Genomic DNA, 18,383 nt, shown 5'->3' on the forward strand with positions numbered 1-18,383 from the left:
CAAACAACTGCACATTTCTAAGCACTTTCTTGATTTATCCTTTCTTGCCGTTTTATGCCGGATAAGGATTTTTTTTATAAGGAGTCGGACATCTCTCTAATATCTACCAAGTTACTACGCCAGAAGCGTATATCTATAAACGACCTTCAAGCATTGAACGTGCGCATCTTCAGAAAAGAAATGACCTTACACCTACCCCCCCTCGCCTACTTTTGAAGTACGGCAGACCTTGCCGGTATCACATTTTTACTCAGTGCAAGAACATCCAACTACCTTTGCAGAATAGATTTTTTCTAAATCCCAATTGATTCCCCTTTCCGTAAGTTGTAGATATATCTGTTGGATGGTGCAGCAGGTATATTTTCAAACGTCCCACAGCTGATAACTGAGGAATGTACACCGCTGATTCACAACACGATATTTTACGATTCTCCAAAGGAATATTTTAGATAATGACACAAGCAACAAACAACCTTGCAGCTTACATCTGGTCCTTGGCTGACCTCTTACGTGGTGATTTTAGACAAAGTCAGTATGGGCGGGTGATATTACCCTTTACCCTGCTACGCCGTCTTGAAGGTGTCCTGGAGGAAACCAAGGATGCAGTGCTGGCTGAGCATGACAAAATCTCAAATATGAATCTGCCAGAAGAAGCTCAGGAAAAGCTGTTGCTGCGAGCTACCGGCGGGCTGTCATTTTTCAATATCTCAAAGATGAACCTTTCTACCCTTGGTGAGACCGATATCAAGGATAACCTGGAATCATATATTCAGGGCTTTTCTAGTGACGCCAGGCAGATCTTTGAATACTTCAATTTTAGTGAGTTTATTGGTCACCTCAGTGATGCTAACCTGCTCTATAAAATTGTCCAGAAGGTTCGGACAATGGATCTTTCGCCGAAGAAGGTGACAAACCATGAAATGGGACTGGTCTTTGAGGAACTGATCCGGCGCTTTGCAGAAAGTTCCAATGATACAGCAGGTGAGCACTTTACACCTCGCGATATCGTCCGCCTTACCACCTCCCTGGTGTTTATGGAAGATGATGATGCTCTCACTAAACCGGGTATCATTCGCACCATTTATGATCCTACAGCGGGTACAGGCGGTTTTCTTTCTTCCGGCATGGAATACGTACATGAACTGAACCCCCAAGCTGTCATGCGGGCCTATGGTCAGGAGCTGAACCCTGAGAGTTACGCCATCTGCAAGGCCGATATGCTGATTAAAGGGCAAGAAGTGAGCAATATCAAGTACGGCAACACCCTGTCAGCCGATCAGCTGTACGGTGACAGATTTGATTATATGCTCTCCAATCCTCCTTTTGGTGTGGACTGGAAAAAGATCGAAAAAGATATCAAGGATGAGCATACCCTCAAAGGTTATGAAGGCCGTTTTGGTCCTGGTCTGCCAAGGGTGTCTGATGGCTCGTTGTTATTTCTCCTGCACCTTCTCAGTAAGCTCCGAGATAAGATCGGTAGTGATGTACAGGGAGCAAGTGGTGGTCGTATCGGTATAATTCTGAATGGCTCACCCCTCTTTACCGGTGGTGCTGGTTCTGGCGAGTCTGAAATCCGACGATATATACTTGAAGCTGATCTGCTGGAAGCAATTGTGGCCTTGCCTACTGATATGTTTTACAACACCGGTATTTCCACCTATGTATGGATACTCTCCAATAAAAAGAGGGCAGAGCGAAAAGGTAAGGTTCAGTTGATAAACGGGGTAAACCTCTGTGGTAAGATGCGTAAATCCCTTGGCTCCAAGCGTAACGTAATGGATGAGGATGATATCGCCACCATCACCCGCGCTTTCGGTAACTTTGAGGTGATTGATGCCCAGGAGCTGGATAAACCTGCAGAGCAGAAAAGTAACCGTGGTCGTCAGTCCGAAAATGGAAAAACTGCAACACCCAAGACCTTTAGCAGCAAGATTTTCTACTCCCATGAATTTGGCTACAGGCGGATTACTATTGAGCGTCCTTTACGAATGTCATACCAGTTCAGTGACGAGCGGATTGAAGAACTGCGCTTTGCTCCTAAGCCCCTGGATATACCGATGCAGTGGATTTATGCAGAGTACGGTCAAGGGTGGTCCGAAGATAACTATGGTGATCTGAGTGAGCATGTAAGCGATATTCGACTGTATATCAAAAAGAACTTCAGCACGTTGAAAGAAAAGCAGGTGAAAGACCTTCTGGACCGCAAGACCTGGTTGTGTCAATTGCAGATCCTCAAAACAGCAAAACGTCTGCAACAGGCCATAGGGATTGCTCAGCATGACGATATGAACAGCTATGATGCTGTCATAAAAAAGAGTGGGGTAAAACTTGAGACCAAAGAAAAGAAGCAGATTACAGCGGCGGTAAGTTGGAAGAACCCGGAAGCAGAAAAAGTAATCCAAAAGGTCCATAAAAAAGGTTCAGCCGATCCTGTGTATGGGCTTTTTGAGGTAAACGGCAAGGTGTTGCAGTATCAGCCGGATGGTGACCTGCGTGACCATGAGAACGTTGCCCTGGATCCATCCCGACCTGTAAACGAGGTGAATGTGGCATATTTCGCAAAAGAGGTACTGCCCCATGTGCCAGAAGCATGGATCGATAGCAGTAAACGAGACGCCATAGACGATGAGATTGGTATCGTCGGCTATGAGATACCTTTTAACCGGCATTTTTATGTGTACCAACCGCCTCGGGACTTGGCGGAGATAGATGCGGATCTTGATAAGGTGAGTGGGGAGATTATGCAGCTTCTGCGGGAGGTGCATTCATGATGGTTGGGAAGTATCAGAGGTATGCTGAGTATAAGGAGTCTGGGGTTGAGTGGGTTGGTAACATTCCCGGCGTATGGGAGGTAAAACCTCTTTTAGGCACGGTGACCACAGAAAGTATCAAAAATGTCGATGGAAATGAAAACAACGTTTTGTCTTTAAGTTACGGTAATATTATTCGGAGGGATGTAGAAAAAAACTTTGGTCTTCTTCCAGAGTCTTTCAATACTTACCAAATGGTAGATCCTGGAAATTTAATACTTAGACTAACAGATTTACAAAATGACAAACGCAGTCTGAGGGTGGGACGGGCTATTGAAAAAGGGATTATAACATCTGCTTATTTAAAGCTTGTAGCAAAACCACATACTATCGATGACAGATTTCTTTACCGTCTCCTACATTCATATGACACCACTAAGGTCTTTTATGGAATGGGGGGTGGCCTCAGGCAATCGATGAAATTTGAGGAAATGAGAAGGTTACCTATTTTAGTACCTCCCATTGACGAACAGTCCCAAATCGCTAACTTCCTCGACCACGAAACAGCCAAGATCGACACCCTTATCGAAAAGCAGCAACAGCTCATTGCGCTGCTCAAAGAAAAACGCCAGGCAGTAATCAGCCATGCCGTTACCAAAGGGCTAAACCCCGATGCGCCGATGCGCGACTCAGGAGTTGAATGGTTGGGGGAGGTTCCTGAACATTGGGAAATGGCCAAAGTAAAATTTTACTGTTTAGTAAAAGGTCGGATAGGGTTTAGAGGGTACACAACCGATGATCTAGTTGAAGAAACCGAAGGCGCAGTGGTTATCGGAGCAACAGAAATGAATAGTACTGGGGAAATCCAACTTGACAATCCGCAGTATATATCTTGGAAAAAGTATTATGAGTCACCAGAGATCATGCTTGGTGATGGTATGGTTTTGGTTGTTCAGAGAGGAAGTACTGTTGGAAAAATAGCAGTGGTAAAGGCCGGGTTTGGAAAAGCAACCATTAACCCGAGCTTAATTGTGCTAAGGGACCTGAATATAGATTCTGACTATCTTAAATATAGCTTGATGGCAACGTTCACTCAATCAATAGTGAAAATGCAGACTTCGTCAACGGCTATCCCTATGATATCACAGGAGCAGGTTGGTAACTACACCTTGTTAGTGCCCGGAAATAAGGAACAAATAGAAATCGCAAGATACATCACGACTCAAAACGAAATTATAGATAAAGCAATGGCGACGGCACAGAAGTCAATTTCTCTTCTCCAAGAACGCCGTACATCCCTCATCTCAGCAGCAGTAACCGGCAAAATTGACGTCCGCAACTGGCAACCACCAACAGCCCACCAGAACATCCTGGATACCCCATGAAACCCACCGGCGATAAAGCAAACGAGTTGACCTTCCAGAACGACCTTATCCGGCAGCTCCTTGATAGTGGCTGGATACTCGGCAAACCTGAGAACTACAACCGTGACCTTGCCCTCTACCCAGAGGATCTGCTAGGTTTTGTCAAAGAGACCCAGGACAGCCAGTGGCAAAAGTATAAAAAGATCTATCCCCATGATTCCGAGCAAAAGCTGCTTGAACGTGTTGCCGACCAACTGAACAAAGCGGATCCTAATGCTGCTGATAAAGAAATGCGCACCTTTGGCACCCTTGGGGTCTTGCGGCATGAAGTGCGTGATCGTGGTGCGCGGTTTTCTCTGTGTCAGTTTAAGCCGGAACATGATCTAAACCCTGATACCCTCGCGCGGTATGCAAAGAACCGCTTGCGGATAGTCCCGGAACTGGTTTACAGCCCCTGGGCAACAGAAGAGCATCTGGCAGATACTGGCACCAAGGCAAAGGCCTGGAGAATAGACTTGGTACTGTTTGTTAATGGTATCCCAATTGTTACCATGGAGCTGAAGTCAGAATTCAAGCAGGTGGTTAATAATGCCATCAAGCAGTACAAAACAACCCGGCCACCGGTTGATCCGGTGACGAAAAAGCGTGAGCCATTACTGACATTTAAACGTGGAGCCCTGGTCCATTTTGCTGTGAGTCAGTACGAAGTATATATGACGACTCGCCTTGCAGGGCCAGACACCTTCTTTCTCCCCTTTAATAAAGGCACCAGAGATGGTGGGGCAGGAAATGATATTCCTGGAAATGTGGACCAGTATGCAACCGACTACCTGTGGAACGAGGTGCTGCAGCCCGATAATCTGCTGAACATCTTAGGCCGTTATGTACATCTACAGATAGAGGAAAAAGAAGATTGGGAAGGAAAGAAATACCGTCAAGAAACAATGATCTTTCCCCGTTATCATCAGTGGGATGTGGTTAATAAGTTGATCGATGCGACTCGCAGTGATGGGCCAGGAAATAAATATCTTATCCAACATAGTGCCGGTTCTGGAAAATCGAACTCCATCGCCTGGACTGCACACCAGTTGTCATCACTCCATAACGATACCGGCCATAAGCTCTTTGATTCCGTGATCATCGTTACAGACCGGAATGTACTGGATGCACAGTTGCAGGACACTATCTATCAATTTGAGCATGTGGACGGTGTGGTGGGCCGGATCAATAAAGAGGAAGGTGATGGTTCAAAGTCTGAAAAACTGGCCGAGGCGCTCACCAATTCACAGCCGATCATTATCGTTACCATCCAAACCTTTCCTCATGTACTGAAAGCCATTGAAGCTGATGTGAGCCTTAAACAGCGTCATTATGCAGTTATCGCAGATGAAGCGCATTCCTCCCAGTCTGGCTCAACGGCTCGACAGTTAAAAGAAGTGTTGATGCTTGATGCCAAGGCAAGTGGTGAAGAGGAATTGACCTCAGAAGATCTGTTGGATGCAGCTGTTGCTTCACGCCGGTCGTCAAAGAATCTTAGTTATTTTGCCTTTACTGCAACACCGAAAACCAAGACCCTGGAGCTGTTTGGTAAATTACCAAAACCGGATGAAGTCCCCTCCCGCACGAATAAGCCCGAGGCGTTTCATGTGTATTCCATGCGTCAGGCCATTGAGGAAGGGTTTATCCTGGACGTCCTGCAGAACTATACAAATTACAAGGTGGCGTATAACCTGGCCATGAAGATCCAGGCTTCAGACCGGGAGGTGGAGAGTAAGAAAGCAAAGGTGAAGCTGAACCAGTGGGTCCGGCTGCATGACTATAACATCGCCCAGAAGGTGCAGGTGATCATTGAGCACTTCAAGGATAATGTTATGGGGCTTTTGGGTGGACAGGCAAAAGCAATGGTGGTGACCAGTTCACGGAAAGAGGCCGTACGCTATAAGTTGGGATTTGAAAAGTACATTGCAGAAAAAGGATATAAGAATATTCACGCCATGGTGGCGTTCTCGGGTGAGGTTGAATTCAGTGATAATGACCCGCATGTTGAAGGGCTGCTCGGAGAGAAATTCACAGAGACCGGTAAAAACATGAATCCTGGGCTCAAAGGCCGGGATATGCGCAAGGCTTTTGACTCTGATGATTACCAGGTGATGATCGTAGCCAATAAGTTTCAGACCGGTTTTGACCAACCGAAGCTCTGTGCCATGTATGTTGATAAGAAACTCGGCGGTGTGGAATGTGTGCAAACCCTTTCAAGATTAAACCGGACCTTTCCCGGGAAGAAAGACAGCGGAACCTTTGTGTTGGACTTCTTTAATGAACCACAAGATATTCTTGATGCTTTTTACCCTTATTACAAGACGGCGGAGCTTGCTGATGTGTCGGATCCTGATTTAATTCATGATCTTTTCGACAAGCTACGCAGTGCCGGGATATTTCTGTGGCAAGAGGTGGAGCAGTTCTGTGTAGCATACCTGCAAAAGAGTAAGAGCAATGCCGCTATCGCCAATATCTGCAAGCCTGCGGTAGATAGGTGGAAGGTCCGTTACAAGGGGGCCATTGAAGCCTATAAGGAAGCGCTGGAGATGTTTAAGCGAACCAAGAAGACTGGTGATCCGGTGCTGATTGCCAATTCCGAAAACAGCTTCAAGGAATGTAAAAAAGAGAAAGATGCACTGGAAATCTTTAAAAAGGATCTTGGCTCCTTTGTCCGCTTCTATGAATTCATGTCACAGATTGTTGATTACGACAGTACTGACCTGGAAAAACTCAGCATGTATGCCCGTAACCTGCGGCCGATGTTGCAGATTGCTGTAGACGAAGAGGATATTGACCTGCAGGGCGTTGTTTTAAGCCATTACAGGTTGTCGAAAATCAAACAGCAATCTTTGAAACTTGAGGCAAACAGTGATGAACACAAACTTGAACCAGGTGATGGACTCGGGACAGCAAAAGCAAAGGACAGAAAAGAAGAGCTGATATCGCAGATCATCACCCGGCTTAATGAGCTTTTTATCACTGATGAACTGACAGACAAAGACCTCGTTAATTACGCGTATACCATCCGTGACAAGGTTTTGGAGAATGCGACTGTAATGCTACAGATTGCCAATAACTCACCAGAACAGGCCATGCTTGGCGATTTTCCGAAGGCTGTAGATGATGCAGTGATGGGCAGCCATGAAGCACACCAAAATCAAATGATGCAGCTTTTGTCTGATCCAAGGAGGGCTGCGGGGTTTGCAAGGGTAGTTTTTGATTTGTTACAGGGTGGCAATTAATACCTGAATCAAAAGATTAGGTTGACTCGTTTTTCATTGAAAAAGATCATTGAGAGTAGGTATTCATGCTTTAGAACACTTAATTACAACAGAAAAGGAATTCCATATGCAATACCCAAGCGCTACAGGACAGCCGTTAGAACAACCAGAGGTGGTATTAAATCTTTGGGCATACACTACTGAGTATGGGCATGTTATGAGAATTTCTGGAAAAACATACACCCTTCAGGGTAGTGATCAGGAAAAACTAAAGTTGCTACGCTGCTTATCTGCATCCGATTTTGTTTCGGTTCCTTGGCGTAAAGTTCCTGCTAATTTCAAGCAAATTAGCCCAGACGGACAAGAAATAAGAGGTGTTGCTTCGGCGTCTTTACTTTCAGACCCAATCAGCCATAGTCATATATTTGGTCCTTTGATAGAAGAACTTGCAGCGTCACTTCCTGAACAGATTTGCAGTTATGGCGGTGAATACAGGAAGTTCAAAATGGAACTACCCGCTGATCCTCTTGCAGTTACTACGATTGTGATAGAGCAGGAGGATGGGCAACTCGTTCCAATGGTGTCTGGAGGGAGTGTTCTGTGAAAGAATACATATAGTTATTGTTTTGCAATGCTAATTAATTTCCGGTGGGTTGTATCAAAAAATCCCCAAAAAGGCACCCACCTGTAATTCAAGCTTTGGCCTGAGGTATCAATCACAAATCCATAGGTAGTGATACCATCTGCTTTGGTTAAGTATCTTTCTGACTTTTAGGCCCTTATGATCACCTTCCAGATAAATACACAATGGCAAGTATTATAATAAAGACAATACCCCCAATTATCCCTTTTAGAGACTCATTTTCATTGTGTAATTTTTTGTAATTATAATTTGCCCAATCCTTTGTGAACTTGTCGAAGTCCGGCTCTCTTTTAATATAGGTTATAGATCCAGTGTTTGACCCTTTGTTATGTTCAGTATCTTGAGTCTTTACATCACGCATAGGGTAGTTGGCCATATCCTCATCCTGTTGTAAAGTTTTTCATGCTGTTTTTATCAGCGCATGGGAACCGAGAAATAAGCGCGATTAGAATTACGCTTTCTATGAAGTTAGAGGGGGCACGAGTTAAGGTTATTGCTCTTCGTCAACGGCTGTTAAAATCAATACCTGATCAATCTAAAAACCTGATAGAATAGACTGATACTCGAACATTTTGAAAGTACACAGGTAGACAAAGCATTGCAATGATTAATCCATGTAATTGATAGAGTGTTGCCAGTGCCAAGCAGTCAGGGGCTAAATTGTTCGCAAGCCCGATAACCAACTCTCAAAGCATCACTCTTGCTGGTGCCATTCCACCACTTCATCTCAAGGAGCACCATTTAAATTGCAACAATATCTTTCTAACAGAACATGAAATAGGCTATACTCTACCCTGAATTTTGAATTATACGATACTGGAGGCTTTTCTTAATTCTTACCATGCCTGAAAACATGAACATCAAGCGGATCATAATACTTTCAATATTTTTCAGTTCAATTGGTTGCTTTCCTTTATTTGATTATCACCGGGTAAATAGCGATTTTGCTGAACTCAAAAACTTTCTAAATGAGGTCAGATTTTCAGCAATCCAAGACGGCAAAAGCTATATTGTACGATTCGAGGACAGACAGACCGACTTATATACTTTTAACAATGAATTTATCCGATCTTTACCAATTTCAACTTTAAGCCAAGTCAATTACAACACCACACTTGGTGATAACATGATCGTTTTCAGGCCTGGCGGAACAAACGAACACAATACTCGGGTTCACGGTGGCGATATCCGTCTGAAATCCTGGTTTGGATTCTCAAAAAGCATTGCCGTAAACTGCACAGGTTTCGTAAGTGAAGGTGTTTATCCAGAAGATAACTAGCACTAATCTGAATATTTACGTCTAAATTCCAAGCACTCTTTCTTGTACTTTACGGGTAGGTAATCTACATTGAAGTTGCTGCTGTGTAATTTAATGAATTGAAGCATAGTTCCTTGTGACACGGAGGTTCTTAGTGCTTTGATTTCCTGAGAAGTAATGACATCATCCATACCACTCGTAATCTCCTGCACAACCCCATGCTTAAGACTGGAAAGGCTCCTCTTAGTGTCGTTTGGAGTAAGGGAATAACATCGACCTAGTTCTGGATGCTTTTTCAGGATATCATTTTCAAGGTTACTGCTCTTTATCTTTGCCTTAATATAACTGGTAGGCAATTCCCCATTTTCCTCCTCACTACTTAGACTAACAACTTTATTAGGTGGAGTAGCCCCATTATAAGGCGCTAAAGAAAAGGAGTCATCTGCTCTTTTGCTAAATTGATGAATCTCTTCCTGGTCCTTTTGAGTTAGAAAGTCAGGGTTTTTCTCAAGCCATGTATCAGAGACAACTTCCGCATAAAAGATTTGAAATCTAACGTCATCACCAAACGTTGTGCCATATGCTTTAAACAGCGCGGTCTTACCATTCTCCTTATTGCAGAGGATGGCTGTTGCGTACTTTTTACCGTTAAAAGTGCTGGAAGATGAGTGAAAGTTTACTCCCCATGATTTTTGTAAATAGTCAGGCTTGCCAAGGTATATCCTTCCTCTGTCAACCGTTTCTATACTGATATTCAGTCCAACACCGCTGCCCCTGTATTTAAACCACTCGCGTTCTTTTCCGGACCTAAAATTGCCGCTATCACTAACTATAACTCTGTTACCTGATTCTTGATTTGCGAGCTTTAGCCTATTGTCATTGATTATCAATTTAACTGACGGCATTTTCGTTGAGTAAAACGCTTGATCTGTAGCCCATCTTTCGGGCTCACCAAGGTTCATTCCTGCACACCCCCCAAGAAAAATTGAGCAAATCAGTAGTAATAGATTTCTCATAAGGCATCCTTTTTAAGGTTAGTATGATGTTTCTATAAATAACTACACAAATCGATAGGTTGTCACAAGAAATAACACATTAAGGTGATAGGAAAAACAGCACGGCTAGATCAAGGCTTGCACTGCCCACAAGTCCTATACCCGGCCTTCAAAGCATCACTCTTGCTTGAGAAGATGGCTGTGCAATTCTTACAATTGTAATGCCTGCAAGAAGGTGCATGGAACACATGCGACTTCACATTGCCATGGAGTCCACCTTGAACAGCTGCATACTTCTCAGGGGCGGTCTCTTGATATGACGAGTTACGTGCTCCTTTTCTCCAATCCCATGGAGGAACCGGGTCCTTGTCGCTCCACAATCCGATTTTTGCAGACTTGGCGTTTTCCTCATTATCCAACCACTCATCGCAGAAATCAGCCTTACAATACTTTCTGTACTGCCAGGCATAACCGTTTTTAATGAGGCTTTCATTTACATTGGTCCCATCGACGGTAACAACTCCAACGGTCCGGCCATATTTATCAGTATCGTAGGCGTTGACGGTTGCGCTCTTCTTGTATGTTAATTGGGCTGTATGCTTCTTGGCAGCATTACCGAATGGTTGCCCTTTCTCGGGTGTGTCTATCCCATAGAGGCGTATTCTGTGTTGTTTATTGGACAAATCGAGAATGGTGATGGTATCACCATCTGCTATGCTGACAACTTTTCCTGTTAGGGCATAAGATGTAGAGATGTTGTATATCGTTAGAAAAAAGCATAACCACAAATAGGGGTATTTTATCGAGAATATATTCATTAATTTCTCCAAATCTCGATATTACACCTCATATCTACCTAATATCAATGTTTTTCTGGTTAAACAGATGAAGCAGTGGTAATACAAACAATAACAATCAATAGGAGGCTCACATGGGATTCATGGATGATATTTTTGGTATTATTGGCAAGGCAGTTAATGTTGTAATGTATGCAGCCGGAACAATAACCGGAATTGCTGCAGCAGGAGTGGTCCACTTCGCGGAGGTCGCTATTGAAAAATATGAAGAGTATCGAGAGAAGAACAGTTCATTAAAGCTTGAGGTGGCTACCTTAGACCTAAATGGTGTTAGATCAAACGTTGAAAATACTCTCAGCTAACACCTATTATTTCACCTTGTACTCATTCATTGTAGGCTGACATCATTTCCTCCAGTAGTTCTTCCCGCTTCTCCCCAACTAACTCAGCAATGGATGAGAATCTTTTACCAATTTCAACATCCACTCTGAATATCGTCTTCTTTTGTTTCGCTTCACTCTAGTTGTTTACCTCCCTAATTTTACTGTTATTTATCTCTCCAGTTATGGTATGTTTTGAGCAGGAAAATTATGAAGGTGTTAATATTCACTGAGCTTTGATCAGCACTTGGAAAAGGAATCAATGTCCATCATCCCAATTAGCACCATATATAGACTCGTAACGCTCCGGTTGGGTTATGGTGCCGAAATAGCAGATGAATGTGCGAAATTAATTTGGAAGGATCAATCCAGGAGTATAAATTACTCTCAAATTAAAACAAAACCTGAACGCATACCAGGGATGTTATGGGATAAAATCGTCATCCACTCTGATAATGGAGAAAGGCTTGTTATATCCGGTATCAAGAAGAAATCGTCAGAATCCTCTCTACAGGTATTGACCCAACGAGTAGGCAGTTACCAAGTAGGTCTATTGAATCCAGCATATAAACAAATCAAGGGTTCCTACGACAGTTTTAAAAGTGCTTTCAGTTATCGTTACACGAGACATAGTAAGATTGAGAGATGGAAGGCAGAGAACAAAGAGCTAACCGGACAATTGAATAATGATTTCGCTCTTCAGTTTATGCCAGAGGAAAAGCAGAAGATCATAGGCAAGTTCCTCTCTCTCTTCTCCCAAAGTCACCAGATAAGGGATAAGCAGAATCAGAAATTCATCGCGAAAGAGCTTTCCAGTTTTCAAGAGTATTTCGATAAAGTTGAGAACAATCCCCTGACAGAGAGACAGCGTTTGGCCTGTATAGTAAACGAAGATAACAACCTCGTCATTGCGGGTGCAGGGAGTGGTAAAACTTCCGTGATAATAGCAAAAGCAGGTTATCTCATTCAATCAGGTCTTGCCCAACCTCATGAAATCTTAATTCTCGCATATGGTCGAAAAGCCAGCAAAGAAACAGATGAGAGAATCAAAGAAAAATTACCCAATGTGGAAGGAGTAACAACCAGCACATTCCATAAATTGGGACTAACTATTATAGGTGAAAGTACCGGAAAGAAACCACGAGTAAGTAAACTGCAAGAAGATACAGCAGAATTCTACAAGATCATTAATAATTTCCTTACTGATTTAACCAAGAGTGACAAAGCCTACAACCAGAGAGTCATTGATTACTTCGTCACACATTTAATCCCTTATGAAAGTGAGTTCGACCATCAACAACAGGGCGACTATTTCGCTGCCCTACAAGAAGGTGATATGCGCTCCCTGAAGTCCAGGATTGAGTGGGCAGAGAAACGCAGTGGTCGAAAATCGCTACAACAAGAGAAACTAAAAAGCTTTGAAGAGGTTGTCATTGCTGATTTTCTATTTGTCAATGGCATCAAATACATCTATGAACACCCTTACAAAATAGACACTGCAACTGCTGACAAGACACAGTATCAGCCAGATTTCTATTTACCGGAATACGATATCTACATTGAGCATTTCGGTATTGGCAGAGATGGATCAACACCACCTTTTGTGAGTCAGTTTGAATATACACAAGGGATTGAGTGGAAGCGTGGTTTACACAATAAACATGAGACAATATTGGTTGAAACGTATAGCTATGAAATGAAAGAAGGTACTCTTACTGATCTTTTACATTCAAAGTTAGAGAAGCGTGGAGTGAAATTCAGTCCATTATCATTTCAAGAACTTCTGGAATTGTTGATCAGTATCGGAGAAGAAAAGAAAGCTGACCAATTCACCGAGCTAATCGTGACCTTTTTAGACCTCTTCAAGCAGTCTGGATACTCTTTTGATACAATAAGGGTCAATGCCAATCAACATCCAGACAGACCTCGTTGTCATGCATTTATAGACGTTTTTGAACCTATATATGCCGAATACACCAATGAACTGAATCGGTCTGGTACTGTTGATTTTAGTGACATGATTAGGAAGGCTACAGACCTTGTCCAGAGTGGAAAATACAAACCTTCGTTTAAATACATTCTGGTAGATGAGTTCCAAGATATTTCGGCTATACGGGCTGATCTGGTGAAGTCGTTGGTGGACAAGGGAGATGATACCGTCCTCAGTTGTGTCGGGGATGATTGGCAGTCGATATACCGTTTTTCTGGTTCTGATATTAGTTACACTGGAAACTTTGAAGAGTATTTCGGGTACACCAAGAAAGTACCCCTGGATAAAACCTTCCGATACAATGATAAACTGAATGATTTTTCAACTACCTTTATCACTCAAAACCCTGCGCAGATCAAGAAGGACGTTACATCTCATACCAGTGTTCCAACCAATGCTGTGACACTCGTGGAATACTATGAAGATGTAGACAGGGCAATTCAACATTGTGTAGATGACATACAAACCAAGCACCCTGAAAAAGCAACGATATACATTTTAGGTAGGTATTCATTCTCTAAACCTGCATTCCTCCAAAACATGGCAAAGCATTATCCAGAGTATACATTCAAGTTTGATACTGTGCATGGAAGTAAGGGTAAAGAGGCTGATTTTGTAATTGTGGTGGATGTTAATGATGCCCGTTATGGTTTCCCCTCGAAGATTGCAAACGAACCCCTTCTTGATCTTGTTCTTCCGCAGTCAGAAACGCACGAGTACGCAGAGGAACGAAGGCTATTCTATGTTGCGATCACCAGAGCAAAGCATCATTCCTTCGTTCTATTCGATGTTGTTAAGCCTTCGGTGTTTATAGAAGAGATTCGTGACGAAAGGAATGGTAGCAAATATCATTTCAATCAGATCAGTACAGAGGGAGTAGCATCAGCACCACCGGATTTTGGAACATGCCCTTCGTGTGGTACTGGTAAAATGATGATGCGAGTAATGCCCGATGGTAGATTTTTCTTTGGTTGTGGACATTATCCATTCTGTAGCTATACCCCTCGAACCTGTAATGCTTGTAACAAATACCCATTGATCAAAGATGGAGGATACTATCGCTGTAAAAACCCTGAATGTGGGAATGTGGTTTCAGGGTGTAAGCAGTGTTCAGACGGTGTGATGGTGGAACGAAGAGGAAAGTTCGGGAAGTTCCTTGGTTGTTCGAATTACGGGAAGACGAAGTGTGGGTATACGGAGAAACCACTGTGAATATTAGCACCATTGACAAAGTATTAAGGGACAGCATTGGTGAAATCATCAAATGTGCTTGCGTTAAGTTTAAACAGAACTCTGAGTATAAAGAAGACCGTTTAACAGATAATGAATCTGATATATGTTTACGTGATCATATCAATGAGCTGCTGAGTGAAAAGTTTCAGAATGCTGGAATAGTATGGGGTAAAACTGCTAACCCACAGCAACCAGAAATATCTTTCCGTGATCTATTGAAAGATAACTCTGAAAGCTATTTACCAAATAATTTGGGTGGAATAGATTTAATAATTTCTCCCAATAAACCTCTCATCAAGGGGCTTGCAACTCAGGAGTTTGAGGATGCTAACTTATTCTATTCAGGTGGGAACCTTTACTTAAAAGGTGAACATAGGGACATTTTCAACAGCAGTGTTATTTGTGTTGAAGTCAAGGTGCTGCATTACAAGAAACACTTCGGCTATGAAAGGTATTGTAACGAATCAGAATATTTTCTTACCGGAAAGCACTGGGAACCCAAAGAAAAGAATTTGAGGAAATATGCTTTTGATCCACACAATCCATCACACAAATGTTCCGGTCAGCTACTTTCAGATGTAGCAAGAGGCGCATATCTTTTGGGAAAACAAAATGATATTGAAAGGCTCTATTTAGTAGGGGTGATTATTGGTGAAGGTGATGGTTCTGTAATTGATTTAGATGGGAATGAAGTACGTGATTCTTGTGCATGTATCTCTGAACGGATTTATGATTTGATTAACTGCTTGAAAGAGGTCGATGATGACCACCAGGGATTAGGCTATATGCATTATGGCAAACTAAAAGCATACACTCCGAGCCTGTCAATAGATTTAGACCAAAAGAAATTGGATATTGAAGTACATGTTCATCCTGTTGAAAGTTATGATAACAACACAGAAGAAGCGGTGTCCATGTACCCGTACCACATTGTTTTAAGTAAAGTCATTACTACTTGATACAGCTATTATAGAAACGATAACCAGCCCGTTTAGCATTCTGAGTAGAATCAAAAACAGCCGTACAATTCTTACAATTATAATGCTGACAACCAGAACTATGTAGAACATGACTTTTCACATTACCATAATATATACCTGCGCCACCTTGAACCGCAGCATTTTTTCCACCACTTCCGTTTCGTTTTTCTGCTCTCCATTCCCACGGTGATTGAGGGTTCTTGTCTCTCCATAAGCCCAACCTGGATTCTCGTGCCTGTTTTTCAAGGTCTAACCAATCGTCACAGAAGCTCCACTCACAGTATTTCCGGTAAACCCAACCATACCATTAGCAATGTGATCTGTTCGCTTAAATTAAGGCCATTAATGTACACAAAACCAACTGTTCTACCATACCGATCAGTGGTTTCCTTTTCTATCCTATTGCCCGTATATTCCGTTACGATAGGAGCAATGGTTTTGTGGAAGGCTTTCACAGGAAAATGAAACTCATCCAGAGAAGAGCATACAGATTCAGGAACTTTGAAAATTACAGGATGCGGGTTAAGGTCTTGTGCGGATATTGAAAAATAGAAAAGTTGCTCCATTAGGTTACGACAAAAATCAGACTACCCTCCTTCTTTGGGGTAGACCCATTTTATTTCAAATACGCCTACCATTTGCCTACCAGCAACCTAAAACAAAAAAAACCCGTCACGAATAATCGTAACGGGTTAATATGTAAAAGCCTGTAAAGGCTAAAGATAATCATGGTGGCGATGCAGGGAATTGAACCCCGGACACTACGGATATGAGCCGTATGCTCTAACCATCTGAGCTACATCGCCATTGAGATGAGGCGAAATTTTTACCGTATTGAGAAGGCGCTGTCAATACTTTTTCACCGCTCTCATTAAATAAAATGCTACAACGTAAAAAGGCTTCCCATATGGGAAGCCTTTTTCACAACATTAATCCTTTCCCCAGCAATCTACAAATAAGCCGGGGTAAGTACCTTCAGGAAAATTGAATTCTTGCAAAAACAAAAATTTAATCTGTAAGGTACTTAAAGGATCTGACGAATCTTACATCATTCCGCCCATTCCACCCATTCCACCCATGCCGCCCATTCCTGGAGGCATTCCACCACCAGCAGCACCAGCTTCCTCAGGCTTATCAGCAATGACACACTCGGTGGTCAGAAGCATACCGGCAACAGACGCAGCATTCTGCAGTGCAGTTCTGGTCACTTTTGCAGGATCGATAACACCAGCAGCAATAAGGTCTTCATACTCTTCACTTGCGGCATTGAAACCATTCGCGCCAGTAAGGCTTTTCACATGCTCGACAATGACAGAACCTTCGCGGCCTGCGTTATTTGCAATCTGACGAACAGGTTCTTCAAGAGCGCGGAGAAGGATATTTCTACCAACAGCCTGCTCACCTGGAAGATTAAGTGCAGCAAGAGCGGGAAGACAACGAATATAAGCAACACCACCACCAGGGACAACACCCTCTTCGACAGCGGCACGGGTTGCATTCAGTGCATCTTCAACGCGAGCTTTCTTCTCTTTCATTTCGATTTCGGTTGCAGCGCCAACATTGATTACCGCAACACCACCGATCAACTTGGCAAGACGCTCCTGGAGCTTCTCACGATCGTAATCAGAAGTGGTATCTTCAATCTGGGTACGAATCTGCTTTACACGTGCGCCAAGCTTATCTTTGTCACCGGCACCATCTACGATGGTTGTGTTGTCTTTATCGATCACAACACGTTTACAGGTTCCAAGATCGTTGACCGTAACATTCTCCAGTTTGATACCAAGGTCTTCAGTGATGACCTGGCCGCCAGTGAGAACAGCGATATCTTCCAGCATTGCCTTACGACGATCACCAAAACCTGGAGCTTTAACAGCTGCAACATTGAGAGTACCGCGAAGCTTGTTGACCACGAGGGTTGCAAGGGCTTCGCCGTCAACATCTTCAGCAATGATCAGCAGACCTTTACCCATCTTGGCAACAGACTCAAGAACAGGGAGAAGATCTTTCATGCTGGAAACTTTCTTTTCAACAAGAAGAATGTATGGATCTTCCATACTTACTTCCATACGATCTGGATCGGTTACAAAATATGGAGAGAGGTAACCCCGGTCAAACTGCATACCTTCAACTACATCGAGGGTGGTCTCCATTGACTTGGCTTCTTCAACGGTGATAACACCTTCTTTACCAACCTTGTCCATGGCTTCTGCAATGATGTTACCGATGGTCTCGTCACTGTTTGCAGAGATGGTTCCAACCTGAGCGATTTCTTTCTGCTCTTTGGTAGGAGTCGCAATTTTAGCAAGTTCCGCGATAACAACCTCAACACCTTTATCGATTCCGCGCTTGATTTCCATTGGATTACCACCGGCCGCTACAAGCTTTACACCTTCAGTGTAAATTGCCTGGGCAAGTACGGTTGCAGTGGTGGTACCATCACCGGCTACATCAGAGGTCTTAGAAGCAACTTCTTTAACCATCTGCGCGCCCATGTTCTCAAACTTATCGGAAATTTCAATCTCCTTTGCAACAGTAACACCATCTTTGGTGATCGTTGGAGCGCCAAAAGATTTTTCAATCAGTACGTTACGTCCTTTAGGACCTAAGGTTACTTTTACTGCATCAGCAAGGATGTTTACACCTGCAAGGATAGACTCACGGGCTTTAACGCCATACTTAATTTCTTTACCAGCCATTATTCTAATCTCCCTATTTAACGAGATAACTATT

Annotated in this window: 12 protein-coding genes, 1 tRNA gene and 1 pseudogene; 9 read left to right on the forward strand and 5 right to left on the reverse strand. The window is 43.1% G+C overall.

Annotation, left to right across the window (positions count from 1 at the left end):
• Positions 1-452: 452 nt before the first annotated feature.
• From FCL48_RS17075 to FCL48_RS17090, 4 genes are all read left to right on the forward strand, one after another.
• Entirely contained in the window at positions 453-2,771 is a 2,319-nt protein-coding gene (locus FCL48_RS17075) for a class I SAM-dependent DNA methyltransferase (RefSeq protein WP_136873845.1), read from the forward strand.
• Complete coding sequence (locus FCL48_RS17080) at positions 2,768-4,135, forward strand: restriction endonuclease subunit S (protein ID WP_136873847.1); 1,368 nt, start codon at positions 2,768-2,770, stop codon at positions 4,133-4,135. The genes FCL48_RS17075 and FCL48_RS17080 overlap by 4 nt, the downstream gene beginning before the upstream one ends.
• Positions 4,132-7,395 (forward strand): type I restriction endonuclease subunit R, encoded by a 3,264-nt coding sequence (locus FCL48_RS17085; RefSeq protein WP_136873849.1) that lies wholly within the window; start codon positions 4,132-4,134, stop codon positions 7,393-7,395. The genes FCL48_RS17080 and FCL48_RS17085 overlap by 4 nt, the downstream gene beginning before the upstream one ends.
• A 106-nt stretch (positions 7,396-7,501) precedes the next feature.
• Positions 7,502-7,978: a hypothetical protein gene (locus FCL48_RS17090; RefSeq protein ID WP_136873851.1), complete on the forward strand. Its 477-nt coding sequence runs from the start codon at positions 7,502-7,504 to the stop codon at positions 7,976-7,978.
• 181 nt (positions 7,979-8,159) lie between these two features.
• On the opposite strand, the gene FCL48_RS17095 is transcribed toward FCL48_RS17090, so the two are convergent.
• Complete coding sequence (locus tag FCL48_RS17095) at positions 8,160-8,393, reverse strand: hypothetical protein (protein ID WP_136873853.1); 234 nt, start codon at positions 8,391-8,393, stop codon at positions 8,160-8,162.
• Positions 8,394-8,870: 477 nt separating this feature from the next.
• Between FCL48_RS17095 and FCL48_RS17100 the strand changes: the two genes are divergently transcribed.
• Positions 8,871-9,296 (forward strand): hypothetical protein, encoded by a 426-nt coding sequence (locus FCL48_RS17100; RefSeq protein WP_136873855.1) that lies wholly within the window; start codon positions 8,871-8,873, stop codon positions 9,294-9,296.
• A gap of 2 nt (positions 9,297-9,298) precedes the next feature.
• Here the strand turns inward: FCL48_RS17100 and FCL48_RS17105 are convergent, their stop codons facing one another.
• Together FCL48_RS17105 and FCL48_RS17110 are read right to left on the reverse strand one after the other, a co-directional pair.
• Positions 9,299-10,291, reverse strand: coding sequence for a hypothetical protein (locus tag FCL48_RS17105; protein ID WP_136873857.1), 993 nt, complete (start codon positions 10,289-10,291; stop codon positions 9,299-9,301).
• Between the two features lie 110 nt (positions 10,292-10,401).
• On the reverse strand, positions 10,402-11,088 hold the full coding sequence (locus tag FCL48_RS17110) for a thermonuclease family protein (RefSeq protein WP_136873859.1): 687 nt from the start codon (positions 11,086-11,088) through the stop codon (positions 10,402-10,404).
• A 113-nt stretch (positions 11,089-11,201) separates the two neighbouring features.
• Here FCL48_RS17110 and FCL48_RS17115 point away from each other — a divergent pair, with 113 nt between their 5' ends.
• The 4 genes and pseudogenes from FCL48_RS17115 to FCL48_RS17130 form a co-directional block, all read left to right on the forward strand.
• Positions 11,202-11,429 (forward strand): hypothetical protein, encoded by a 228-nt coding sequence (locus tag FCL48_RS17115; RefSeq protein WP_136873861.1) that lies wholly within the window; start codon positions 11,202-11,204, stop codon positions 11,427-11,429.
• Positions 11,430-11,709: 280 nt separating this feature from the next.
• Complete coding sequence (locus FCL48_RS17120) at positions 11,710-14,649, forward strand: UvrD-helicase domain-containing protein (RefSeq protein WP_136873863.1); 2,940 nt, start codon at positions 11,710-11,712, stop codon at positions 14,647-14,649.
• Positions 14,646-15,629: a hypothetical protein gene (locus tag FCL48_RS17125; protein WP_136873865.1), complete on the forward strand. Its 984-nt coding sequence runs from the start codon at positions 14,646-14,648 to the stop codon at positions 15,627-15,629. The genes FCL48_RS17120 and FCL48_RS17125 overlap by 4 nt, the downstream gene beginning before the upstream one ends.
• Positions 15,630-16,048: 419 nt before the next feature.
• A pseudogene (locus FCL48_RS17130) lies at positions 16,049-16,195 on the forward strand (transposase); the annotation flags it as partial.
• Positions 16,196-16,379: 184 nt separating this feature from the next.
• Here FCL48_RS17130 and FCL48_RS17135 read toward each other — a convergent pair.
• Positions 16,380-16,456: transfer RNA gene (locus FCL48_RS17135), tRNA-Met, on the reverse strand.
• Positions 16,457-16,693: 237 nt separating this feature from the next.
• Positions 16,694-18,349 (reverse strand): chaperonin GroEL, encoded by a 1,656-nt coding sequence (groL, locus tag FCL48_RS17140; RefSeq protein ID WP_136873867.1) that lies wholly within the window; start codon positions 18,347-18,349, stop codon positions 16,694-16,696.
• Positions 18,350-18,383 lie beyond the last annotated feature (34 nt).

Origin of the sequence: Desulforhopalus sp. IMCC35007, assembly GCF_005116575.1 — a bacterium.
In the GTDB taxonomy this organism is placed as follows: Bacteria; Desulfobacterota; Desulfobulbia; order Desulfobulbales; family Desulfocapsaceae; genus Desulforhopalus_A.